The organism is Arthrobacter sp. BF1, from assembly GCF_056680215.1.
On record NZ_CM155271.1, the window covers coordinates 3,300,365 to 3,322,921 of the forward strand.

Here is a 22,557-nt window from a genome sequence, read left to right on the forward strand (position 1 = left end):
GGCGTAACTCAAACGTACCTCCCGATGACGGCACGAACAGATGAGCCCACCGATTTCCAACTATGCCGCTTAGCCCACTCACTTGTTGAGAAAACCTGACCACCCTGACTCATTTTTCCCACAACATCCATTGCACTCGCCCACTCCTCGGCGTCGGTTGCACTGCTTGTAGAAACACCCGCCGTTCGGACAATCTCTGCGATGCTTTCGCAGCCAGACCAGTGGACGACTCGAGTGCCGCTCATGACAGCTTCTAGAGCGGGGAGCCCGAAGCCCTCCAGCGTTGACGGCATCAGAAGTGCAGCAGAACCTCGATACACTCCGGCCAGTTCTTCATCAGTGAGTCCGGATCTAAAGTTGACCTGGTTAGCAACCCCAAAATCCAATGCCTTGGGGATGATGGGTTGACTATCCGAGGCTACGACAGTCAACCGATACGCAGGGCGGAGAGCTAGGGCTCGCAATACAACATCAATATTCTTATGCGGCTTTGAGTTTCCTACGTAGACGAATTGCTCAGCAGGCGGGGACACCGCGGTTTCATCGACGCAGAATGCCGCTGAACAGCCATTTCCTACGTTTACAACGTCTACAGAGTCGTCCTGGATCCACTCGATAATCGCGAGTCGGGAGACCTCCGACACGGTGAGGACTACACCAGCGCGTTTTATTGCCGGACGCACAATTGCACCATAGTAGAGTTCCTTCAAACGCGAAGCTTCACTTGGATCTGATAGATGTATCAAATCATGAACGGTCACTAGTTGCCGAGCTGCGGTAATTCCCGCGTTATAGCCAGGAGAATAGAGCAAATCATTTTTCGATAAGACCAACCGGCTAGGATTGATAGCATCCAAAGGAGCATAAGGATTTAGCTTTGAGTCTAGGGTTCGATGCTCAAGTTCCAAACGCGAGATGACTTCGCGAGAGAACCTGGCGATGCCGTGATTACCCCGCCACCTATGGTCAACATATAACATAAACGACTTGTCCAATATTGTAGATTTGTGGTCGTAAGCTTGGCCTGTATTTCAGCGCAATTTTATGCGTTCGCCCATGTTGCCAAGTTGACCGTCGATGCAAGCTCTTACAAATAAACGAAAATAATCATAACGCCGGAGTCTAATAGTTGTAACTAGAACATACGAAGAATATATAAGAAAGTTTATTATAAAGTATGGTGTTTTGTTGGAAGCAGCAGCATGGCGGCGATCTACAACATAGCAATTTCGGTACGAATAGTATGTCTTCGCCATATCATCTGCTCGTATCATGCCCATCAAATAGGATTGATCACGGCTATCAGCCCATTTAGTGCCGGCATCTTGGATGACGGCAGTCGGCGCCAACCGTAATTCGCATCCGGAGGCGACCATCCTGCGTGACAGATCGACGTCATCAAAATAGAGGATGAAGTCCTCCCGCGGACCGCCATTCCGCTGCAACGCCGCTCTCGGTATAAGTAACCCACCGTAGGGCGCTTGCGGCAGTAGGATCGGCGGCCAAAGGGCGCTTTCTTCCCTGACGCTCTTCCGGCCGCGTGCTCTTGCTCTAGCGCGAAAATCGAACCCAAAAAATACGCCAGCCTGATGATAGGTATCGCGGACGGAAGCTCCCTCCGCAATGGCAACATGCTTGTTGTCTGTATCACGCCAACAAACCACCGCAGTATGCTCAGTCGAACTTGTAATGCCGTTTGCGTAAGTGCTAAACGCTTGAGAAAGGCAGTCGGGCTCAGCCCAGTTGTCGTCATCAAGCAGCCACACAAATCCGGCACCAGCCTCGATGGCTGCTTTCATACCCATGCCGAAGGCATACGCGGTCCCACGATTGCGCTCCAATGGGAGAATCTCTACGGCGTCTGCGGAGCCAGCCGCCAGCACGCTCAGGGCGTCGAGGGTCCTATGATTGGCTCCGTTGCTCACCACTATGACTTTGTAGACCCCGTTCGTGATGGCACGCCGAACGGTTTCGAGGCACATTTCAGTTCGTTCACCGTAGGTGACTGTTACCGCGATGGTGGAGGACGGTGCCGCGCCAAGATCAATCTCGATGCCAGTCATTTCGCTTGCTCAGCTGTGCTGGATGGAATCTTCGGCAAACTAGCCGGCCCAACGTGTTCGTCAACCCAGGCGCGCATTTCTTTTTGAAATCGCGCCTTAGAGAATTTGTTGGCGTAGTGGCTTAGCTGAGGTGACTTTAGGGGTAGCGCTCTCTGGATGGCGCCCAACAATGACTCGTCGTCGTCTGGCAGGAAATGCGCACCCGACACTCCCTCTATCACAGACTCACTAGCGCCGCCAAGTTCGTTTGCGGCCACTGGAGTGCCACAGGCGATTGCCTCAACAGGCATAATCCCGAAATCCTCTACTGGGGGGAACACATAAAGTCCGGCCCTCTGAAATAGCGCCCGCAGAAGTGTATTGGACGGTGATATAACGAAGTGCACTGGGACTGACGCTCGCGACGCCAACGCCCGGAGGGATCGCTCCTCGGGGCCCTGCCCCGCAATCACAACTGGCAAACCACTAAGTTCGCCGCCCCTGATAGCCAAATCGAGACGTTTGTAGGGGATGAAGCGTGAAGCCCCCAATACGAAGTCACTTGGAAGTGCCTGTAGCACCGACTGCTCATCAGAGCTGAGCTCCGTCGACCAGTCAGCGACTGCCTGGATTCCCTCTGTATCTACAGGAGGGTAGATGACTCTAGCTTCCAAACCCCAAGCCGCCTTTATCCGCGCACGAACGAATTCGCTGTTGGCGGCCAGGCTAGTCGCCTCGCGGGCACGGCGTTTATCCAAGGGTTTCAAGACAGCGGACGCGAGTCGTGCGACAGTGCTATTCCCGCGACGGTCAAATTCGGGTTCCCACACATACCGTGCTGGCGTGTGCACGTAAACAAGCTTGGGCGTCGTTTTTGGAACTGCCACATGGTGGGCAAAGAGGTGCGAACTAACAATCGCTACGGCTGCTTCGTGAGTCCGCGCTTGCGTGTAGCGCCAGACGAGGGGCATTAGAGGAAGAGACAGAATTTTTCGGCCCCGAAACGGCCTCATTGCAAGACTGCTCTCGAGCACGTTACGAACTCCCGGCACTCGCACGTCACGTTCGCGCCACAGGCAAAGTAGGTCTGAACCGATAAAACTCTCTGAAATGGCGGCCGCCACGTTCTCAGAGCCTCCTATAGACGCGAACCACTCGTGCACGACCAGCACTTGAATGGGGCTCCGCTGCACAGAGTTTTCCACCATAATCATCCCCCAACCGCCCTTATCCTTCAGGCGTCACCTGACTGTGCCCGCTAATTCTTACCATAGTCTCAAGTCAAGATCATGTCGGACTGCAGCGGCCAGTCAGCCTCTCGGCGCCGACTCTACAAGATGTTGAGGCGACATTACGAATCAATCTCAAGGGATACGCTGCTTACCGAGGACACCGCGAAGCTAAGTTCTTCGCTACGCGGATGTCCAGCACCTCGTTCGGAGCGCGTATCATTCTGACCGGCAGTTGTTGCGTGGGCGCGGGGGGAAAAGTGGAAATCGTAGGTGTCGAGGAACAAACCTCACGCGCAACGGATACTTGGAGGCGAAAGTACTCAACAAGGCTGCAGCTTACTGATGCCGCCGTCGTACTATGGGCTGTTGCCGGCGCGTACGGAGTCCGCTTCGGATTCTCCGATCTCACCCAAGGGTCAGCGTCCAGGGAAGTGGACTATGCCTTGCTTTCCGCAGGCCTCGTGGCTGCGTGGTGGCTGATGTTGGGCGTCTGGGGGTCGAGAGACGCTAAAGTGCTCGGTTCGGGTTCTGAGGAATACAAACGAGTTATCGCGAGCTCCGCTTGGCTTTTCGGATTCGTAGCTGTTGTCTCCTACGCATTCCGGATTGACACAGCCCGAGGATTTGTCGGCTTGGCGTTTCCCGCCGGCGCGCTGGGACTCCTCATTGGGCGCTGGCTAGTGCGGCAGCACCTAAGTCTTGAGCGTAGCCAAGGCAAGAGCAGCTCGCGAGTGCTAATCATCGGAGGACCCTACTCCGCTGCCCATCTCGTGCGCTCCCTACAAAGTGCGCCTGCGGCCGGATACCGTCCAGTGGCGGCGCATCTGCCGGGAGCGGAAGCCGACCTCAATCACGTAGATCTCACCGTGCCCGTGTCAGGTACCGCATCCGATTTCAAGTCAATACTTGCGGTCATCTTGAACACAGAAGTCGATGTTGTTGCAATCTCCGCGGGCGTCAATTTAAAACCGAAGGATCTCCGCCGACTAGGTTGGGAACTCGCCGCCAGAGACATCGGAATGATCCTGGCGCCGGCACTGACTGATATAGCCGGCCCCCGAATTCACACCCAACCAGTAGCTGGACTCCCGCTTATTCACGTTTCCACCCCAAAACTCACCGGGGGGAAGAAAGTTGCCAAACGAACCTTTGACGTGGTCGTTGCAGGGATTCTGCTCCTCGCACTGTCACCGTTGTTCATTGTGCTGGCTGCGCTGGTTCGCATAACGAGCCCGGGACCGATTTTCTATCGGCAGGAACGGATCGGCCTCAGGGGAACAACTTTCGATATGTTGAAGTTCCGTTCCATGAAGTTGGATGCAGACGCCGAACTCCACGCACTGCTAAGGGCTCAAGGATCAGACGACACGCCTCTCTTCAAGGTGGAGAACGATCCACGCATAACACCACTTGGGCAGGTCTTGCGAAAATTCTCCCTAGATGAGCTTCCTCAACTTCTGAACGTTTTAGGCGGCAGTATGAGCCTTGTCGGCCCCCGACCGCAGCGCGAAGGGGAGGTAGCTCTGTACGACGATGCCGCGCACCGCCGCTTATACGTCAGTCCCGGTATGAGCGGGCTATGGCAAGTCAGCGGCCGGTCCAACCTCAGCTGGGAAGAGAGCATCCGGCTCGATCTTTATTACGTGGAAAACTGGTCCCTCATGGGCGACGTTGTCATACTCTTCAAAACTTTCAAAGCGGTATTTGCTAGCACCGGCGCGGTCTAAACAGGATCCGGTTCGACTAACGCGGCTTTTGCCGCCAATCTTGTTATTGGGGAAGGAAAAATGCGCATTTCAGTAATTGGCTGCGGCTACCTAGGAGCAGTCCATGCCGCCTGCATGGCAAAACTTGGTCACGATGTGGTCGGTATCGATGTAGATAAGCAGAAGGTCGCATCCCTTTCAGCAGCGAAGGCTCCTTTCTATGAGCCAGGACTTGAGGAATTGCTGGAAGATGTCCAGTCCACGGGCCGGCTGACATTCACCACCGATATGGCCGCCGCATCAGGCAGCCAGGTCCACTTTGTGTGCGTTGGTACACCGCAAAAGAAGGGTGAGAACGGTGCTGATCTGACCTACGTCGATGCTGCAGTTTCTGGACTTCTCCCCTACCTGGGGATCGGGGACATCGTGGTGGGAAAATCAACAGTCCCAGTTGGCACGGCTGCGCGTCTGTCCGAAGTAGTGTCTGCTAGCCAGCCTGACGCCCATCTCGTCTGGAACCCCGAGTTCCTAAGGGAGGGCCACGCGGTTTCCGATACTCTCCAGCCAGACCGCTTTGTTTATGGCGTGGCCGACGGCTCGGAAGATCACTATGCTGTTGCGGTATTGGACGAGGTGTATGCATCGCCCCTCTCCGCCGGGACCCCACGACTGATCATGGATCACCCGACCGCGGAGCTTGTCAAGACGGCAGCAAACTCATTCCTGGCGACGAAGATATCGTTTATCAACGCTATGGCGGAACTGTGCGAAGCTGCTGGCGCGGACGTCACGCGGCTAGCAGATGCGATTGGCATGGACGATCGGATCGGTCGTAAGTTCCTTAATGCGGGCATAGGATTTGGCGGCGGGTGCCTCCCCAAGGACATCCGCGCCTTCATGGCCCGTGCCGGCGAACTTGGGGCGGATCAGGCACTGACATTTCTCCGCGAAGTCGACGCAATTAATATGCGCAGGCGGACTCGCGTGGTGGAGCTCGCACGCGAGCTTTGCGGAGGCTCACTTCTCGGAAAACGAATTACTGTTCTGGGAGCTGCATTTAAGCCCGAGAGTGACGATGTCCGGGACTCCCCTGCTCTGAGCATTGCCGCGCAGCTTCAGCTCCAGGGCGCAGTCGTTACGGTTACCGACCCAAAGGCGATACTGAACGCTGCCCGCCGCTTCCCAGAGCTTCACTACGAACAGGACACCGCTACCGCTGTACAACGCGCTGACGCTCTGCTGCTTCTCACGGAGTGGTCTGAGTACCGGGAACTCGATCCGTACGGACTCGTCGATGTGGTAGCTGCCCCGCTTATTCTCGACGGCCGAAACGTTCTTGATGCCAGCAAATGGCGTGCGGCTGGGTGGACGTACCGGGGCTTGGGACGCCCGTGAATATGGCAGAGCGCGCAAGACAGTCGACACCGGTGTCCAGTTCCAAGACGATTTCAGTCGCAAGGCAGCGGACGAAACGTCGCCGCTTCCTAAAGGCTGCGCTCTGGCTAGCCCTAGTCATGGTTGTGGGCGCAGCCAGCGCGTTTTGGCTGGTAGATAAAGCCTCCACCATAAATGGTGAGCTGAGTGCCGCCACCCAACTGATTCCGTCACTCCGAGACAGCATCGCCGACAACAACGCTAGCGGCGCATCAGACACGGTCGACAAACTGCGACTACACACTGCTGCGGCAAAGGACGCAGCCAATGATCCTCTTTGGGCGCTTGCGTCAACGATTCCCATTTTAGGAAGAAACTTTAGCGCGGTGGCCGAGGTTGCACGTTCCGCTGACGACGTCGCGATCCTCGGCTTGCGACCTCTCGCTGAGGTCTATGGTTCTCTGGATTGGGGAAGCCTCGTACCGAACAATCATGAGACCGATCTCGAGCCACTTATAAAGGCGGCCCCAAGTGTCTCTGCCGCAGCTCACGCTGTTCGATCCTCTGCCGAGCGCTTAGACAACATCGACGCAAACGGTCTGCTTCCTCAGGTGGCTGTTCCGCTGCAATCTGCCCGCACGCAACTGCAATCGGTAACGGGCCCTCTTGACGCATCCGCGAAAGCCGCTGAACTGCTGCCGGCCATGCTTGGCGCCGACGCACCGAGAAACTACCTCCTGATGATACAGAACAACGCCGAGTCCCGGGCCTCCGGAGGAATTCCCGGCGCCCTCGCAATCCTGAACGTGAATTCGGGAAAGCTCTCCCTCGGGACCCAAAGCAGCGCAGGTGCCGTCGGGGTCATGTCACCACCCTTAGAAGTGGATACCGAGCAGCGGCAAATTTACTCAGCGCGCTTGGGCACGTTCATGCAGGACGTGAACTTGACTCCCGACTTCCCTTCAGCGGCCAGCGCTGCGCAGGCAATGTGGGAGCGCAAGAACGGGCAACGCGTGGACGGTGTGGTCTCAATAGATCCGGTCACACTTTCCTACATGTTGGAGGCGACAGGGCCAGTTACGCTTACGGATCCCGAGCTATCGGCACTGGCAAGCAACGGCCTCCCTACCGAACTAAGCGGACAAAACGTCGTCCAGACACTACTTTCTGACGTCTACTCCAAAATTCCACAGCCACCGCTCCAGGACGCCTATTTCGCGGGCGTTGCCCAGGAAGTCTTCTCAGCCCTGGCCAGCGGTAAGGCAGATCCGAAGGACCTAGTTAAAGGAATCATCCGCGGTACTGGCGAAGGCCGTGTTCTCGTCTGGTCTGCGAACAGGACAGAGCAGACATCAATCTCAAAGTATCGTGTCAGTGGTTCTGTCGATGGCCCTAGCGTTTTGCCGGCAGAGTTCGGCCTCTACTTCAACGATGGTACTGGTGCCAAAATGGATTACCACGTAAAACGCACTGTCCAGCTCTTGAAGGAATGTGCCCGTGACGGCTACGAGCAAACAACAGTCCGCATTACAAGCACTAACACTGCCCCCGCGGACGCCGCAACGTCGTTCCCGGCGTATGTCACAGGCAGTGGCGCCTTTGGTGTTCCGGCCGGATCGGTTCAAACCAATATTGTGGCTTACGGTCCTGTCCAGGCAAACGTTGAGACCGCAAGAGACAACGGTCAGACCGTTAACTTTGCTTCCTACCGACACAAAAACCGCCCAGTGGGGACTCTCACCGTCAGGTTAGCCCCAGGGGAAAGCAAGACGGTCGATTTTTCGTTCGCGAAAATTGTTCAGCACACCGAACCTAATGTGGTTGTCACGCCCACCGTTCAGGATGTCAAAGATGTGATCCTTCCCACCACAACCGAGGCGTGCGGGCAATAGCAGTGGACGGCGCGTTAACACTATGTAAACCAATTGGACTGACGTTGCTTGGCGCTCGCGCTAAATGGTAACGTCTTTTTGGGATACTTATCCGGGATTTCTGCAACGGTCTCTTGCAGAGAGGAAACCTCCTCAATCGGGTACACCAAAACTTAACGTCTCCGGGGGGACACCAATGAAAAAAGCACTCGCAGCACTCGCACTTGCCGGATCTCTGGCGCTTGTCGGCACGGCACCCGCCATTGCCGCAAACTACCCGCCCACTCCGAACATCCCGCCGCAGGCAGCAGTTTCGGACAACCAAGTAGGTCCGGGTGAGCAGTTCATCTTCCGCGGCCGCGGTCCTTTCGCCGGCGAATCCCTGACGATTCGGGTGACGCCGGGCAACCCTCCGGCAGCTTCCGGCGCCGGTGTTGGCAACCGTTCAGTCAGCACTCGGATCAGCGTCCTTGCCGAGGCGCAGACCTTGGCAGCTCAGGCTGACGCCGACGGTAACTTCTCTGTGCCGATCACCATCCGCGAGGCCGGTACCTACCTGATCACGGCTACAGGCAACACCAGCGGTAACACCGTAGGCCCCGTCACTGTGGTGGTCGACCCGGCCTACGCAACCGCGCTTTCCAACACCGGCGGCGCTCCCCTGGCCAACACCGGCGGCGCAGGTCTGGCTAACACCGGTGCTGACTCCGGCTTGGTCCTTTGGACCTTGGTTGGCGCCGGCGCCCTGGCCGCCGGTGCAGCTTCCGTGGTTGTGGTTCGCCGCCGCGCAAAGAGCGAGGCAGCAGCGTAACCGCAGCACCTACAAGTACTAAAGTGGAGGGTGGTCTTCCGGGAAACCGGAGAACCACCCTCTCGCTTTACCTTTGACAGGCTCAACCACCGAACCTGGGGGCTCCTTGATGTACCTTGAGAGCCATAAGCTCTGGCGTTTCATGCTGGTGGCCATGCTAGTTCCTCTGGCACTGGTTGCCTTCTGGCCAAGTCCCGTTGATGCTCCTGTCCAGGGGCAACTCGCTGATGTCTTGAAGTACGTCCACGCGCATGGAATTCCGGGTTGGTTGGATTACCAATTTATTGAGGCATCGGCGAACATCTTACTGTTTTTGCCGGTGGGTGTGGTGGCGGGGTTGGCTTATCCAAAACGAAGCTGGAGGCAGATTGGGATTCTAGGAATGCTCGTCTCCGGCTGCATCGAGTTGGGCCAGCTGATGTTTCTTCACAACCGGTTTGCAAGTCCGCTAGATCTTGTCACAAACACGGCCGGAGCTGTCATAGGGGGCCTGCTGGCCTCCTTGGTGCACCGAGAGCTACGGGCCCGCCGCGTGTCAGCGGCGGGCCCGTAGCGCACCACATAAGGCATGGGAGCTAGTCCACGAATGCCTTCAGCCAGGTCCTCAGGTCCTCGCCGAACTCTACCCGTTCGGACGCCAGGGTAATGACGGCCTTCAGGTAGCTGAGCTTGTCACCGGTATCGAACCGGCGCCCTTTGAAGACTACGCCGTACACGCCGGAGCCTTCGCCGTCGCGGGCGGCAAGAGTCTGGAGGGCATCGGTCAACTGGATCTCACCGCCGCGGCCAGGCGCAGTGCCCGCGAGGACGCCGAAGACTGACGGGTGCAGCACATACCGGCCGATGACGGCCAAGTTGGACGGCGCCTCGCCAACAGCGGGCTTCTCAACGAGACTGCTAACCCGTACGAAGTCCTCGCCTTGAATGGCAGTAATGTCCGCGCAGCCGTAGGCGCTGATCTGGGCGTGGTCCACCTCGATGAGAGCAATGACGGAACCACCGGTCTTCTGCTGCACCTCCATCATGGTGGTCAGTAGCGTCTCAGCCTCATCGATCAGGTCATCGCCCAGGAGGACTGCGAAAGGCTCCTCGCCCACATGCTGCTGGGCGCAGAGCACCGCGTGGCCAAGGCCCTTTGCTTCCCCCTGACGGACGTAATGGATGGGACCAAGATCAGAGGCCTCCTGGACGGACGCCAGACGCTGCACGTCGCCCTTGAGCTCCAGAGTCCGTTCGAGCCCGGGGGCGCGGTCAAAGTGATCCTCGAGGGCGCGTTTGCTCCGCCCGGTGATCATCAGAATATCGTCGAGGCCGGCTTTAACTGCTTCCTCCACGACGTACTGAATGGCCGGCCGGTCCACGACCGGCAACATTTCCTTCGGCATCGCCTTGGTAGCGGGCAGGAAGCGTGTCCCCAGACCGGCAGCAGGAATGACGGCTTTAGTAATTGATTTCCCCATTCTCATGAGTGAACCTTACAAAATCGATGGGGGATCCTCGCAAATTGGGACGTGCGTTACGAGGGATTTTGGAACACCTCTTCAGGCGTTTGCTGCTTGGGTGACAGCAAGGTATGCGCGAAGTGCTTTCCCCACGTCCCTAGGTAGGAATCCTGAAGCCTTGATTTTCCCAGTTCGAGCGCGCTGTTCAACGGAAGTGGTGCAGCCACTTTGCCTTTGAAGTATTCTTCCGCGCTTACACCGGTGACGGCAGACCTGGGACGGCCCGAAATCTCGAACACGTCTGCGGCGATGTCGGCCCAGGACTGCGGTTCGCCGTCGTTGCTGAGTTGTAGGTGCCGTACGCGGCGGCGGTTTCGAGCAAATGCCGGATGCCGGCTCCATCGGGTGTCCTGAGGAAGTCGCCTGGCGGCTTGGATTCCTCAGCGACGACGAAATTCGTGAACTAGCAGCTCCACTGGCGAAGAGTGGCTACGGGAAATACCTGCTCGATCTGGTCACAGAAGGTCTAGATGCGGCAACTGAACCCCTGCAACTCACCCAGCGTTGACTGACGGCCGGTCAACCACCCTGCCGAAGTCGGCTGAGCTCTCGCGCAAGCTGCGGAGCCGAACGCAGGATTCGGGCCCACCGGGCTCTGTGGGACTTGATCCTGCCCGAGAGTGACATGTCCGCGTAAATGTCACGAGACAGATGCACTTCCGGTGCCGGGAAAACCGCCCGGAACAGCATCCACGGTTTTTCCCGTAGCGGGGCCTGCACAATCGCAATAAGCCGGGCGCTGCCCGGTTCCTTGGCCAGCAGGCGGTTGCGCCACTCAGTGGATACCTTCGGCCAGTCTACGGTCGCTGGCTGGGGGAGAAGGGCTTCAAGGAAGGGACGCATGGCGGCGAGCGAGCCCGTGGCCGCTGTGACGTCCACGACAGCAGCTGTGTGCGACTCCCGTTCCGTAATATCCGACAGGAACTCGAGCTCGCGTCGACACACCGGGAGGTGCGGGGAGCGGAGGGCGTGCAGGGCAAGGATGAGGATCCCCAGCGCCATAGACGGGACCCGCACCGTCCTCCCTGTAAGTTCAAGGTCCTCCGTATTCGCCCACATCACGTCAAAGCAGTCACCGGGGGCGTTCTCCATGCCCGGAAATCGGTAGTGGACGTCGATGCAGCAGGGCCAGAATGGATGGTCGAGTGTAGTCGAGTGCCGCGGAGAGCTTCGCTCATCTGGGTCCACCGGGCGTTCCCGCCAACCGCGCTCCCGGAGGCCTGAAAGCATTTTCTCCAGCTCCCCAGGGTGCACAAAGACATCCACGTCGCGTGACGTCTTGGGCAGGCGGAGCCCCTGGACCACGCTCGCCGGGCCCTTGATGAAGAAGGCCCGGATACCCAAGCTGTCCGCCACCCTCGAAACCAGGGCGTGGCCGAGGAGGACGCCCTCGGGGATGCTGAGCTGAGTTTCGTCACCTGGATTCGCCACGGCCGCAGCCTAGTCCTTGGCCCGGCGCCCGGCGGGCACGGCTTCCAGACGGGCTTCGACGTCTGTGAGCGGCAGAGTTGACCCGCGCCGGGGTCCAGCCACCGACTCTGCAGTGGCCGCGGGTTCGGAGGTATAGGTGCCGTAGTAGGAGTAGGCGTCTGTCCCCCGGGTTGGCACGTAGTTGAGGACCGCGCCCAAAACCCGGCCCTTGACCTTATCCAAGTTTCCAAGGGACTGAGCCAGCTGCTCCTGCGTGCTCCTGCCCGTCCGGATCACCACAATGGCCCCGTCTGCCGCCCGAGAAAGGACCGCGGCATCAGTCACCGGGAGCAGCGGCGGCGCGTCGATCAGGACAGTTGCATTCTCCGCCAGCGCGGACAGCATGTTCTTCATGGCCCGCGACCCCAGCAGCTCGCTGGGGTTCGGCGGAATCCGGCCCGAGCCGAGGACCGAGAGGTTCGGCAGGGCACCCCACGGCTGCAGAACATCCGCCACCTCGGCGGTACCGGTGAGAATATCGGTGACCCCGACTCCCGGCACCAGATTGAATACGTCCACCAGCGTGGGGCGCCTCAGATCACCGTCGACCACCACCACGTTTTCGCCCGCAGCTGCCATGGTGACGGCCAGGTTGGCCGTGACAGTGGACTTTCCTTCGGCCTGCACCGAGCTGGTGACCACGATGATCCGCGGCGGCTGGTCCACATCAAGGAAGCTAAGGTTGGTGCGCAGTTCCCTGAGGGCCTCCGCCATGGCGCCGCCGGCGTCGTGAACCTGCGCTGCGGTGCCGGCTTCCAGGATGGTACTTTTCGCGTCCAAGCGGTGGTCCACGGGCAGCGTGCCGATAACCGGGACGCCAAAGAGCCGCTCGATTTCGGCGGCGCTGCGGATGCGCCGGTCCAGGTGCCGGCGGACCAGCGCATACGCCACGCCCAGGGCCAGGCCGATCAGGGCCCCGAGCGCAAGGGTGAGCTTGACGTTGGGCGAAACGGGGGCGGTGGGAAGCACTGCCTTGCCCAGCGGCAGCACCCGCACTGCCGAAGCGGGTGCGGCAGCTGCCCTGCCGGCATCGGTCGTTGCTGTTGTGCCGGGCTCAACTGCTTCGACGGTGGGTGCCGTTTCGATCGCTTCCACCTGGGCGGCCAGGCCGTTGACCCAGGCATCTGCCACGCGCTGCGCGGTGGCTGGATCCGGCGACTGGGCCGTCACCTTGATCTCTGCGGTGTCCAGCGGCACCTTCACGCCGATGGTGCCGAGCACGGCGTCTGCTGTTGTCTTGAGGCCCAGGTCTGCGATGACCCGGTCCGCCACGAGGCGGGACTTTGCCACGGACTCGTAGTTCTTGACCTTTGCCTTAGCCAGGCTGTCCCCGGCGAGCGAGAGGCTTACATTGTCCGAGCCCGGCGTCACCACTATGCCGCTGGAATCCGAGGAATAGATCTTTGGCTGGAGGACTGTCCAGCCAAAGGCCGTCAACGTGGCCAGCAGTGTGAACGCGACAATCGCCTTCCAGTACGTGCGGACCACACGCAGGTAGTCGGTCAGGTCCAGGCCTGCGGGTGCCTCCCCCGGAATTGCAGTTGCGACGCTCATGGTGGTTCCTTCTCATTCAAGTTCGTGTGTCGTCAGCCCGGAATTCGCTGCCGGGTTACTGCTCCTGGTGGTCCCCCACGCGGATGGACGCTAGTCGCTGGCTTGTCTCAAGACTGATTTCGCGATGAGCTGCTTGACGGCTTCGGAGACGGCGTCCCGGTAGCCTTCAGGATGGCCGTGCACTTTGCCGACTTCGTCGGCCAGCTCGTCTTCCGCCACGGCGTCCGCGGTTGATTCCCAGATGGCCGGTCCGATCCCGCTCAGCCGCACAATCTGCTTGTCCAGCATCACCAGCAGGTCGCCGTTGATCGCCACGGCATCCTTTGATGCCGTACGGCGGATGTAGCCGTCGGGGATGGGAGTCGATCCCGTTTCCACCCTGGGCGCTTCCCACTCGGGCTTCGAGGGGAGCTGCTCCCGGAACAGCGGTGCCAGGGTCGCCGGCAGATCGGAGGCTTCCGAGTAGGTCACCCGACGGACTCCCCCGACGCTGTCGATCAGGCGGCACAGCGACTGCAGCGGCTGGGCGATGTCGGCCTGCGAGGAGGAATCCGGGATCAGGGCGAGAAGGGCATCGGCGAGCGGCACCTTGCTTAGGGCTGGAAGGACCGGGTGAGTGCCCTCAACCCGGTCGAGCAGCACGATCGACTGGATGAAGGGCTTGGCGGGAACCGGCTGGAGCCCGAGCTCGTCCGGGCCCACCTGGCGCTTTGGAACAACGTACTTCTGCTTCAGGGACAACGGCTTAGGGTATGGAACCACTGAGCCGTCGGGCATAATTGCCACCGTCTCGTCACTGATGTAGCCGTATGTTCTGGCCAGCACGCTAGCTGCTGTGGTCTTTCCGGTTCCCGATTTGGCAACCAAAGCAACGACGGCACCTGTGGCCGAGTCAGCCACCCCGCAGGCGTGCAACATGGTGAGTTCCCCCGCGTTTGCCAGTATCGCGGTGACGGTGAGCCGGGAGGTCAGGTTCTCAGCAAGCTCTTCAAAGGAAGCGGCCTGCAAGGCGAACGTGCCGACGTTGTCCGTCTGGGACTGATAGGTGACGGACGCTGAGAACGGCTGGGAGCCGTTGGGTTCCCTTGGCAGTGACGGAAGGCGAGCTGCGCGCTCACTGGCACACCGCACCCAGGCTGAACGCATCCTCGCCCGCTGCCCGCCGGTAACCCCCCGGCCCCAGCGAACAGTGAACTGCACGCCCAATATGTTCAGGCACAATGGTTCCCGTCCGCCCAGAACTTCCTCGAGCTTCAGTGGCGCCCACGCAACCTGTACGGTGCTATCGCTCATGATTCCCCCCGGATCTGAAGCTGTTGATGTTATTGGCTAACGGCGCTGGCAGGTTCAATCAGCTGCCGGGCTGCAAGGCTGGCAAGGAAGGCTTCGACCTGGGCGTGCATCCGATTACTCCCGTCCTCGAAGCTGAACTCGAGCTCAGCGAGGAGAGCTTGCTCAGTTCGTTGACCGTCGATGAGATCCCAGATGGTTGCAGCCGTGCCTTCGAGGACCACCGGCTGATTTGCGTCGAGGTGGAGCAGGGCAACCCGGCTTGCGGAGTGGGTACGGACTTCTGCGATGTGGGTGCAGTGGTGCCAGATCACGGCTAGAAGGTGACCTTTACAGACCCCGGCGCGGACACAGAGAGCGTCCCCACTGGTGATGGTGACGGAAACGTGACTCTCACCTCGACGTCGTAGGCGGCATTCCCCGTCGTGTTCGTGGTCTGGTAATTGAACCTAACGGGTAGGTCCAGTGGTGTTCCGCTCGCGATGCCAGTTGTGTTCGAGTAGGTGAAGTCGGCCTCGAACACATTGGCCGCCTTGAAACCGGACTGGGTAAACGGGGCCAGCGGCATCGCCTCGATACCGACCCCCACCGGCGCACCGGTCTGGGGGGTTATCTTGATGTACCCAACGACAAGTCCAGTGACGAGACCGGTACCCGTATTAGTGATGCGGATCAGCGACGGGCAGGTGCCTGTCCGCTGATTGCCGTTGCCATTGCCCTTGCTACCGATCTTGAACAATGTTGTGCCACCGGCGACGAGGTCAAGCTTGGCGCTTACGGTCGAGCTCGGAGGTGGCGTCGGCCCCGGTGACGCAGATGCGGGCGGAGCCCCGACTGCCGCGACAATCACCGGAACCGACCAGGCCACACCCTTGACCACCCTGCGGCGGCTGAACCCGACTTCTTCGCTGCTCATATCCTCTGCGTTCAGAACCTCAGACAATTGCGCCCCCATGTAGTTTTCAGTTGCGGCCTCTGGGACCGGCTAAGTATTTAGCGCGTTGTCGCGACGTGCCCACTCTTCCCAACGCGCCTAAAGGTTGGGTCAACCACATTGCAAGATTGGGTCAAGTTCTGCTGTTTTTTGCTTCAAGATGCTTTTGACCTGCGCTGATGTCTTGGCGCAGGCGGCGCCGCTGCAGGCCTGAGCACTGTGGGCTGACGGAGGCGGCACAGCGGCGACCTCTTACACCAAGGGCAAGCCACCGCCGTCGTACGTTCCCTGGAACTGCGGCACACCGGCGGTTCGATTCGGCACGATTCCGGCGGGCTCAATCACCGGACGCGGGACCGGCTCCTTTCGTTTTCTGGATTCGCTGAGTCAGGTTGGCCCGGTGGGGGCAGAATGTAGGGACAGGCAGGACCTCACGGCCCTCACTTCCGTCGTGGAGGACGGTGCACCATGAAAGCGACGAGCATGGTTCTGCGGGTACTCACAGCCCTCATGCTGTTCATCGATGCGGGCGTTCATTTCCATCTCGCCCCGGGCTACCAGGCCGCCACATCTGGCGGGATCGGGCAAGGAAACCTCTTCCTGCTCGAAGCGGCCGCAGCGGTCCTGGCAGCGCTTTACGTTCTGATCCGGGGCAGCAGAGCCGCCTATGCCGTCGCCCTGGCAGTGGCGTTGAGCGGTTTCGTTGCCGTGGTGCTGTACCGCTACGTCGATATTCCGGCGTTCGGACCGTTCCCGGCAATGTACGATCCCGTATGGTTTTTCGAGAAGTCACTCAGCGCCGTCGCAGAGGGAGCAGGAGCACTCCTCGCCGCCGTGGGCCTCGTCCGTTCCTCTCCCAGGGGACGGCGGGTGAGGGCCCGCTGAAATCCATGGAGAGCAGGACCGCTTTGCGTGCCTCGTCCGACGCGATGACCGCAGTTGCCGTTTATGGCCTCGCAGGCGCGTGGCTCTCGGCCGTGTCCTGGCCGGACCTCGGACTTCAAGCTTTTGGGTTGGGCGCGGGCGCTATGGTCATCGGGAACGCCGCCGCGTCCGTCCTTCGCCGCACCCCGAGCTTCTCCACGCCCGCAGATCGAGTCACTTTGTGCCGGGCCGTCCTCGTGGCCCTGTGCGCCGTCCTCACCGTTCCGGTGCTGCTGACGGGAGTCCGCCCCGCACTGCTCCTGGTGATTGTTGGTGCTGCTGCCTTTCTGTTGGACGCCATGGACGGTCCCGTCGCCCGGCGCACCGGCACAGCGTCAGCGGCGGGTGCACGCCTTGACACTTCGACGGACGCCGCGCTGGTGCTCGTTCTCTCCTGCGGAACCGCGGCGACCGTGGGACCTTGGACCCTCTGCATCGGCGGGCTCTACTACGTCTTTGTGGCCGCCGGCCGCATCTGGCCCCACCTTCGCAACCCGCTCCCGCCCCGCGCCGGCAGCAAAGCGATCGGGGCCCTGCAGCCGTTCGCGCTGCTCCTTGCCTTGACACCGGACATCCCGCCGGCGGTTGGAGTCGCCGCGGCCGGACTTGCCCTTCCGCTACTCGTGTTCTCTTTTGCCCGCGACGTCATTCTGCTGGAACGGCGTCGCCGAGTTTCTGTTTCCGTGTAGGCGTGGATTCCCCGCATTAGCGTCACCGATGCGTGCATGGAGGTAACGGAACGAGCCGGTCCCTGTCTCTTTTTTTGGGGAGGCGGGGACCGGCTCGTTTCGTTTGTGGATTCATTTAGAAGGCCCGGTACGAGTACGCCCAGGACCTGTCAGTAGGGCTTCTTGTTGCACCTCATGGTCAGGCGCAGCGGAACCAGATGTCCGGCCGGTGGTGGCTACCCCACCGCAATCTCAGGCTTCCACTTCTCGACTTTTGAAGTGGCATACGGCAACCAAATGACCTCAAACGCGGTGGCAATTTCGCTCTGCTTCGCGGTGTCATTGTCGAACCCGCCCGTGTAGCCCGCGACCCAGTGGGACTCTTCCTTCGGGGCGATCACACTCTTGAAGTACTCCTTCCCATGCTCCTTCATGAAAGCAGCGATTGTGGAGGCGGATTCCGCTTCAACTATTTCTTTGTCCGAGACCACGTTCACGATGAGGCTGGCGGTGTTCTGCTTGTGTGCTACATCGGCAATGATCATCTTGACCTGGTCCTTGTACGCATCCGTGGAATAGTCAAAGGGATCCGTGTAAACCCAGTATGCGTTCAGCTTGGTTACACCCACATTTTTGTCAACCGCGACGATTTCGTATTGCGGTCCGTCGTAGGCATATTTTTCTTTTTCCGGCTCGGGCTTTTTCGGTTCCGCTGTTGAACTTTCGGAGGGCTGTTCGCTTTGCATCACTGCGGCGTTTGTCGGGGGCGTGTTCGCCTCCGGGGTTTCAGCCCGCTCCCGGGCAACGCCGACGGCCACGATGATGCCGATAAGCACGAGCGCCCCGGCCCCCGCTGGCAAGAGGTACTTGGGCCGCTTCGGCTTCAGGCGGCGGAAGGTCAACTTCGTCCGCAACAGCGGCTCCTGGCTTTGGGTGACGAATTCCCAGCCTTCCCTCTCCCACTTCGCCATCGTTCTGGCTTCCATTCCGCGCACCGTCTGCACGGACTTGATCTCGTAGCTTGCGTCGTCGCCGGCCATGAGGCTCCCCCACTCCTAGTAAGACTTAATGTTCATGGACTCGCTGAGCGCACAGTGACGACGCGATCCCACCTCCGTGTTCAATCACGGGCCCATCGAATATATCCGGGTTTTGCCCCGCGAATTTCCCCGGGTCATGACGTTACGTCGGCGCGGGTTAGAACCGGTCCACTGCCTGACAGCCACGGCCGTCACAGAAAGATCACCGGCCGGAAATACTCCGGCAATCTGGCCACGGCATGCTTGGGCCTACGGGGACAACCAGCAGGAGGCACAGCATGACAACGCAACAGGCAGAGACAACTGCGATTCAGGTCGACGACTACATCCAGGCGTGGCACAACGGCAAGCTTTTTCACCAGGGGCGGGTAACCGACGTCGTACGTTCACTGGAACTGATCTGGATCCTGGACGCGGACACCGGCGTGCGGAAGCTGCTGGACCCGGAAGCCCTGGAGATCGTCCGCGTCGCGGGGCCCCGAGTGTAGGGATTCTTCGGGGACGCTCCTGAGCATCCAGCCGGCAATGAAGGCGATGGCCACGGCCAGACCCACCAGGCCAAGCTGCAGCACCGTTTCGGGAAAGACTGTGCGGAACGCGATCGGAATGACGCTCGCGGTGTAGAGGACCACCGCGCCCCTCGGCACCCTTGAGCCGCGCCAGAGTGCCAGCATAAAGGTTACCGTGCCGAGCAGGAACAGCATGGAGACTGCGGTCAGTGCGATACCCAGAGGGCCCGCACGCAGGGCCGCGATGACACCGGGATCAACGTAGGGAAAGACAAGGTTGAGAACAAACTCAACCCCCACCAGGCCGGCCAGTGCCACTACGGAGATCACGGCGCCCGTGGCTGCCAGTGCCCCTGCCTGGCGCGAGACCAGCACATAGATCCCGATCACCAGCCCGATGGCGGCGAGTTGGGCAATGGGTGCAGCCAACTGGGTGAACGGTGACGTGGGGATGATCCCTGCCCGCTTGGCCGCGTTCACCAGCAGGATGGCTGCTGAGAGAAATCCCGCTACCGCAAAAATCTTGATGAGCACGGCAGGTACGTAGAGCTGAATTCTTGAGGACATCAGAGGCTCTTGACTATGAGGCAATGCACGAAGCGACGACTGAAATGACAAACCGTCGCGGCCCGGGAAAGCTGCCGGGGATAGTTCGAACCTATGGCGGGGCAGGGTGATCGGGCATCACCACATGTGGTGATTGAGTGGGTGATCGCTCTTACCGTAGCAAGGTCAACGCCGGACGGACAGGTGTTAGCCGACGAAGGCCTTCAGCCAGGTCTTCAGATCCTCATCGAACTCCACCCGCTCGGAGGCGAGCGTAATAACTGCCTTGAGGTAACTGAGCTTGTCACCGGTGTCATAGCGGCGGCCCTTGAAGATCACGCCGTAGACGCCGGAGCCGTCGCCTTCACCGGCGGCCAGGGTCTGCAGCGCGTCCGTCAGCTGGATCTCGTTGCCGCGGCCCGGAGCGGTGTTCTCCAGGACGCCGAACACTGACGGGTGCAGCACGTAGCGGCCGATGACGGCCAGGTTGGACGGCGCCACGTCGGCAGCCGGCTTCTCCACCAAGCTGTTGACGCGGACGAAGCCGTCACCCTCGATGTCCGCATGCAGGTTAGGGGCATCAGACCGTTGCCGCCCGCTGGCCGCCGTGGGACACTTCAGAAATATCGCGGAATTTCTTGTTTATGTTCTAAGGAATAGCCATGCAAAACCGCGCGAATAAATTGCTGCCGCGAAAAAGGCCGATTTCCGAGGTGATCACGCGGCCTGCACTGGCCCTAATAATAATGCTTTCCCTCGTTTCATGCAGCACCATCAAGCTAGGCCAAGCCGCTGCGGATGATGCCTTACGGGCAGTCGGCAAAGCCGGCAGGGAAGTGGTACTTGCCCAGGATGACTTGGAGCGCCTCACTACCAAATTCAGCGTTAATCCGGAGGTCATGAAAAAGGTGGCGCCCGAAGCCGCGTCCATGGTGTCGTGGCCCCGGACCAAAGCGCGCATCGCCGCAATCTACGAGGCTGCACAGGACAACGAAATAGCATCGGCCGCTACCGGCGTAGGGTGTGAAGCGCTGACCGGCCAAATATCGTCGGATGCCGACCTCACCAAGTCGCTCGGCAGCGCAGCGGTCGGCATGAGCCCAGACCGCGTTTTCACCCTGAGGATGGCCACCAAAGAGCTGCAGAAGGAATTGGCCAAACTCAAAAAAGACGGGACCGAAAACGATAAGGCGGCGGCCCTCTGGGCCTGCTATACCCTCGGCGTCGTATATTGACGGTCCAGCAGCGAAATCAGCCACCCACCTGCGGACACAGAACCATAATCCAGCGGAAAAGCTTTCGCAATCTGGCCACGGCATGCTTGGGCCTACGGGGACAAACCACCAGGGGGCGCAGCATGACAACGCAACAGGCAGAAACAACACAACTTCAGGTCGATGACTACATCCAGGCGTGGCACAACGGCAAGCTCTTCCACCAGGGGCGGGTGACCGACGTCGTACGTTCACTGGAACTGATCTGGATCCTGGACGCGGACACAGGCGTCAGGAAGCTGCTGGACCCGGAAGCGCTGAAGATCGTCCGCGTCGCGGGGCCCCGCGTCTAGGGACGTTCCGCGGCATCCAGCTGGCGAGCAAAGTTCGGGTGTTAGCCGACGAAGGCCTTCAGCCAGGTCTTGAGATCCTCGCCGAACTCCACCCGCTCGGAGGCGAGCGTGATGACGGCTTTGAGGTAGCTGAGCTTGTCGCCGGTGTCGTAGCGGCGGCCCTTGAACACCACGCCGTAGACGCCGGCGCCTTCGCCCTTACCGGCGGCCAGGGTCTGCAGCGCGTCCGTCAGCTGGATCTCGTTGCCGCGGCCCGGAGCGGTGTTCTCCAGGACGCCGAACACCGACGGGTGCAGCACGTAGCGGCCGATCACGGCCAGGTTGGACGGCGCCGTGTCAACACCCGGCTTCTCCACCAGGCTGTTGACGCGGACGAAGTCTTTGCCCTCAATCGCAGTAACGTCCGCGCAGCCATAGGCACTGATCTCTGCCGGTTCCACTACGATCAGCGCGATGACCGATCCCCCGGTCTCCTGCTGCACTTCCATCATGGTGGAGAGCAGCGTCTCGGCCTCATCAATGAGGTCGTCGCCCAGCAGCACGGCGAAGGGCTCGTTACCCACATGCTGTTTTGCACAAAGCACGGCATGGCCCAAGCCCTTGGCCTCGCCCTGACGGACGTAATGGATGGGGCCCAGCTGCGAGGCGTACTCCACTTCAGCAAGCCGGTCGGTATCGCCCTTCAGCTCCAGCGCCCGTTCCAGGCCGGGTTCGCGGTCAAAGTGGTCTTCCAGGGCCCGCTTGTTGCGCCCCGTGATCATCAGCAGGTCAGTCATGCCCGCGCTCACCGCCTCCTCCACCACGTACTGGATGGCCGGGCGGTCCACCACCGGCAACATTTCCTTCGGCATTGCCTTGGTGGCGGGAAGAAAGCGGGTCCCCAGTCCGGCAGCAGGAAAGACGGCCTTGGTTACAGCTTTCCGATTTGTCATAGGTGCACCCTACAAATCGTTGGAGAAACCAGGCAACCAGTTTCCTCAAGCCCTGCGGGAATTCGGCGGTTCCGGTGGATTCGGCGGTTGCGGGTTTGCGCCTGGTCCGCTCGCCGCGGCACCGCCGTAGAATGGCGTCATGACACCGCAGGAGCTGGCCAACCTGGCGCACGTGCGCCGGGCCCGTGACCTGATCGACCGCGAGTACGCCAAGCCGCTGGACGTGCCCACCATGGCCGCAGGCGCGCTGATGTCCGCGGCGCATTTCTCCCGCCAGTTCAAGGCCGCCTACGGTGAAACGCCCTACAACTACCTGATGACCCGGCGGATCGAACGCGCCATGGCGCTGCTCCGCGCAGGCGCCAGCGTCACCGATGCCTGCATGGAGGTGGGGTCCACGTCGCTGGGTTCCTTCAGCTCACGGTTCACCGAGATCGTGGGCATCACCCCCAGCGCCTACCGGGCCCGCGAACACCACGCGGTCAAGGCCATGCCGTCCTGCATCGCCCGGCAGCACACCCGGCCCGCGCGCAAACCGAGCAGGATTGAAGAAGCATCCCTGACGCCGCAGCAATAGCGTTGAAG

Annotated in this window: 22 protein-coding genes and 2 pseudogenes; 11 read left to right on the plus strand and 13 right to left on the minus strand. The window is 60.3% G+C overall.

Annotated elements, in window-relative coordinates; translation table 11 throughout:
* Positions 1 to 8: 8 nt before the first annotated feature.
* From AC1MCD_RS15485 to AC1MCD_RS15495, 3 genes are read right to left on the minus strand one after another with little or no spacing between them, the layout of a single operon-like run.
* Positions 9 to 995, minus strand: coding sequence for a glycosyltransferase family 4 protein (locus tag AC1MCD_RS15485; RefSeq protein WP_498673139.1), 987 nt, complete (start codon positions 993 to 995; stop codon positions 9 to 11).
* A 36-nt stretch (positions 996 to 1,031) separates the two neighbouring features.
* Positions 1,032 to 2,063, minus strand: coding sequence for a glycosyltransferase family 2 protein (locus tag AC1MCD_RS15490; RefSeq protein WP_498673140.1), 1,032 nt, complete (start codon positions 2,061 to 2,063; stop codon positions 1,032 to 1,034).
* A complete protein-coding gene (locus AC1MCD_RS15495; RefSeq protein WP_498673141.1) occupies positions 2,060 to 3,256 on the minus strand; it encodes a glycosyltransferase in 1,197 nt (398 codons plus the stop codon). The genes AC1MCD_RS15490 and AC1MCD_RS15495 overlap by 4 nt, the downstream gene beginning before the upstream one ends.
* Positions 3,257 to 3,462: 206 nt before the next feature.
* On the opposite strand from AC1MCD_RS15495, the gene AC1MCD_RS15500 reads away from it, so the two are divergent.
* The 5 genes from AC1MCD_RS15500 to AC1MCD_RS15520 all read left to right on the plus strand — a co-directional run bounded on the left by AC1MCD_RS15500 (position 3,463) and on the right by AC1MCD_RS15520 (position 9,589).
* A complete protein-coding gene (locus AC1MCD_RS15500) occupies positions 3,463 to 5,001 on the plus strand; it encodes a sugar transferase (protein ID WP_498673142.1) in 1,539 nt (512 codons plus the stop codon).
* 60 nt (positions 5,002 to 5,061) lie between these two features.
* Positions 5,062 to 6,375 carry a UDP-glucose dehydrogenase family protein gene (locus tag AC1MCD_RS15505; RefSeq protein WP_498673143.1) on the plus strand — a complete coding sequence of 438 codons (1,314 nt, stop codon included), beginning with the start codon at positions 5,062 to 5,064 and terminating at the stop codon, positions 6,373 to 6,375.
* Between the two features lie 2 nt (positions 6,376 to 6,377).
* The gene (locus tag AC1MCD_RS15510) at positions 6,378 to 8,246 is read left to right on the plus strand and encodes a DUF4012 domain-containing protein (RefSeq protein ID WP_498678376.1); all 1,869 of its coding nucleotides are present in this window, start codon (positions 6,378 to 6,380) and stop codon (positions 8,244 to 8,246) included.
* Positions 8,247 to 8,421: 175 nt separating this feature from the next.
* A complete protein-coding gene (locus AC1MCD_RS15515) occupies positions 8,422 to 9,036 on the plus strand; it encodes an LPXTG cell wall anchor domain-containing protein (RefSeq protein WP_498673144.1) in 615 nt (204 codons plus the stop codon).
* Positions 9,037 to 9,190: 154 nt separating this feature from the next.
* Entirely contained in the window at positions 9,191 to 9,589 is a 399-nt protein-coding gene (locus tag AC1MCD_RS15520; RefSeq protein WP_498678378.1) for a VanZ family protein, read from the plus strand.
* Between the two features lie 22 nt (positions 9,590 to 9,611).
* On the opposite strand, the gene galU (AC1MCD_RS15525) is transcribed toward AC1MCD_RS15520, so the two are convergent.
* Positions 9,612 to 10,502 (minus strand): UTP--glucose-1-phosphate uridylyltransferase GalU, encoded by an 891-nt coding sequence (gene galU / locus AC1MCD_RS15525; protein WP_498673145.1) that lies wholly within the window; start codon positions 10,500 to 10,502, stop codon positions 9,612 to 9,614.
* Positions 10,503 to 10,875: 373 nt separating this feature from the next.
* Here galU (AC1MCD_RS15525) and AC1MCD_RS15530 point away from each other — a divergent pair.
* Positions 10,876 to 11,046 (plus strand): annotated as a pseudogene (locus tag AC1MCD_RS15530) (glucose-1-phosphate thymidylyltransferase); the annotation flags it as partial.
* An 11-nt stretch (positions 11,047 to 11,057) separates the two neighbouring features.
* Here the strand turns inward: AC1MCD_RS15530 and AC1MCD_RS15535 are convergent.
* The 5 genes from AC1MCD_RS15535 to AC1MCD_RS15555 all read right to left on the minus strand — a co-directional run bounded on the left by AC1MCD_RS15535 (position 11,058) and on the right by AC1MCD_RS15555 (position 15,768).
* Complete coding sequence (locus tag AC1MCD_RS15535; RefSeq protein WP_498673146.1) at positions 11,058 to 11,969, minus strand: nucleotidyltransferase family protein; 912 nt, start codon at positions 11,967 to 11,969, stop codon at positions 11,058 to 11,060.
* 9 nt (positions 11,970 to 11,978) lie between these two features.
* A complete protein-coding gene (locus AC1MCD_RS15540; RefSeq protein WP_498673147.1) occupies positions 11,979 to 13,562 on the minus strand; it encodes a tyrosine-protein kinase domain-containing protein in 1,584 nt (527 codons plus the stop codon).
* 90 nt (positions 13,563 to 13,652) lie between these two features.
* Positions 13,653 to 14,855 carry a hypothetical protein gene (locus tag AC1MCD_RS15545; protein ID WP_498673148.1) on the minus strand — a complete coding sequence of 401 codons (1,203 nt, stop codon included), beginning with the start codon at positions 14,853 to 14,855 and terminating at the stop codon, positions 13,653 to 13,655.
* 29 nt (positions 14,856 to 14,884) lie between these two features.
* Entirely contained in the window at positions 14,885 to 15,166 is a 282-nt protein-coding gene (locus AC1MCD_RS15550; protein WP_498673149.1) for a PqqD family protein, read from the minus strand.
* A gap of 2 nt (positions 15,167 to 15,168) precedes the next feature.
* On the minus strand, positions 15,169 to 15,768 hold the full coding sequence (locus tag AC1MCD_RS15555) for a hypothetical protein (RefSeq protein WP_498673150.1): 600 nt from the start codon (positions 15,766 to 15,768) through the stop codon (positions 15,169 to 15,171).
* A gap of 486 nt (positions 15,769 to 16,254) precedes the next feature.
* Between AC1MCD_RS15555 and AC1MCD_RS15560 the strand changes: the two genes are divergently transcribed.
* Positions 16,255 to 16,671 (plus strand): hypothetical protein, encoded by a 417-nt coding sequence (locus tag AC1MCD_RS15560; protein WP_498673151.1) that lies wholly within the window; start codon positions 16,255 to 16,257, stop codon positions 16,669 to 16,671.
* Between the two features lie 5 nt (positions 16,672 to 16,676).
* Positions 16,677 to 17,399 carry a CDP-alcohol phosphatidyltransferase family protein gene (locus AC1MCD_RS15565; protein WP_498673152.1) on the plus strand — a complete coding sequence of 241 codons (723 nt, stop codon included), beginning with the start codon at positions 16,677 to 16,679 and terminating at the stop codon, positions 17,397 to 17,399.
* 215 nt (positions 17,400 to 17,614) lie between these two features.
* On the opposite strand, the gene AC1MCD_RS15570 is transcribed toward AC1MCD_RS15565, so the two are convergent.
* From AC1MCD_RS15570 to AC1MCD_RS15580, 3 genes and pseudogenes are all read right to left on the minus strand, one after another.
* Positions 17,615 to 18,418 carry a hypothetical protein gene (locus AC1MCD_RS15570; RefSeq protein WP_498673153.1) on the minus strand — a complete coding sequence of 268 codons (804 nt, stop codon included), beginning with the start codon at positions 18,416 to 18,418 and terminating at the stop codon, positions 17,615 to 17,617.
* Between the two features lie 386 nt (positions 18,419 to 18,804).
* The gene (locus tag AC1MCD_RS15575) at positions 18,805 to 19,494 is read right to left on the minus strand and encodes a hypothetical protein (protein WP_498673154.1); all 690 of its coding nucleotides are present in this window, start codon (positions 19,492 to 19,494) and stop codon (positions 18,805 to 18,807) included.
* Positions 19,495 to 19,680: 186 nt separating this feature from the next.
* Positions 19,681 to 20,031 (minus strand): annotated as a pseudogene (locus tag AC1MCD_RS15580) (sugar phosphate nucleotidyltransferase); the annotation flags it as partial.
* A gap of 104 nt (positions 20,032 to 20,135) precedes the next feature.
* Between AC1MCD_RS15580 and AC1MCD_RS15585 the strand changes: the two are divergent.
* Positions 20,136 to 20,708: a hypothetical protein gene (locus tag AC1MCD_RS15585; RefSeq protein WP_498673155.1), complete on the plus strand. Its 573-nt coding sequence runs from the start codon at positions 20,136 to 20,138 to the stop codon at positions 20,706 to 20,708.
* 122 nt (positions 20,709 to 20,830) lie between these two features.
* On the plus strand, positions 20,831 to 21,040 hold the full coding sequence (locus AC1MCD_RS15590) for a hypothetical protein (protein WP_498673156.1): 210 nt from the start codon (positions 20,831 to 20,833) through the stop codon (positions 21,038 to 21,040).
* A gap of 41 nt (positions 21,041 to 21,081) precedes the next feature.
* Here the strand turns inward: AC1MCD_RS15590 and galU (AC1MCD_RS15595) are convergent, their stop codons facing one another.
* A complete protein-coding gene (gene galU / locus AC1MCD_RS15595; protein WP_498673157.1) occupies positions 21,082 to 21,972 on the minus strand; it encodes a UTP--glucose-1-phosphate uridylyltransferase GalU in 891 nt (296 codons plus the stop codon).
* Between the two features lie 139 nt (positions 21,973 to 22,111).
* On the opposite strand from galU (AC1MCD_RS15595), the gene AC1MCD_RS15600 reads away from it, so the two are divergent.
* On the plus strand, positions 22,112 to 22,549 hold the full coding sequence (locus tag AC1MCD_RS15600) for a helix-turn-helix transcriptional regulator (RefSeq protein ID WP_498673158.1): 438 nt from the start codon (positions 22,112 to 22,114) through the stop codon (positions 22,547 to 22,549).
* Positions 22,550 to 22,557 lie beyond the last annotated feature (8 nt).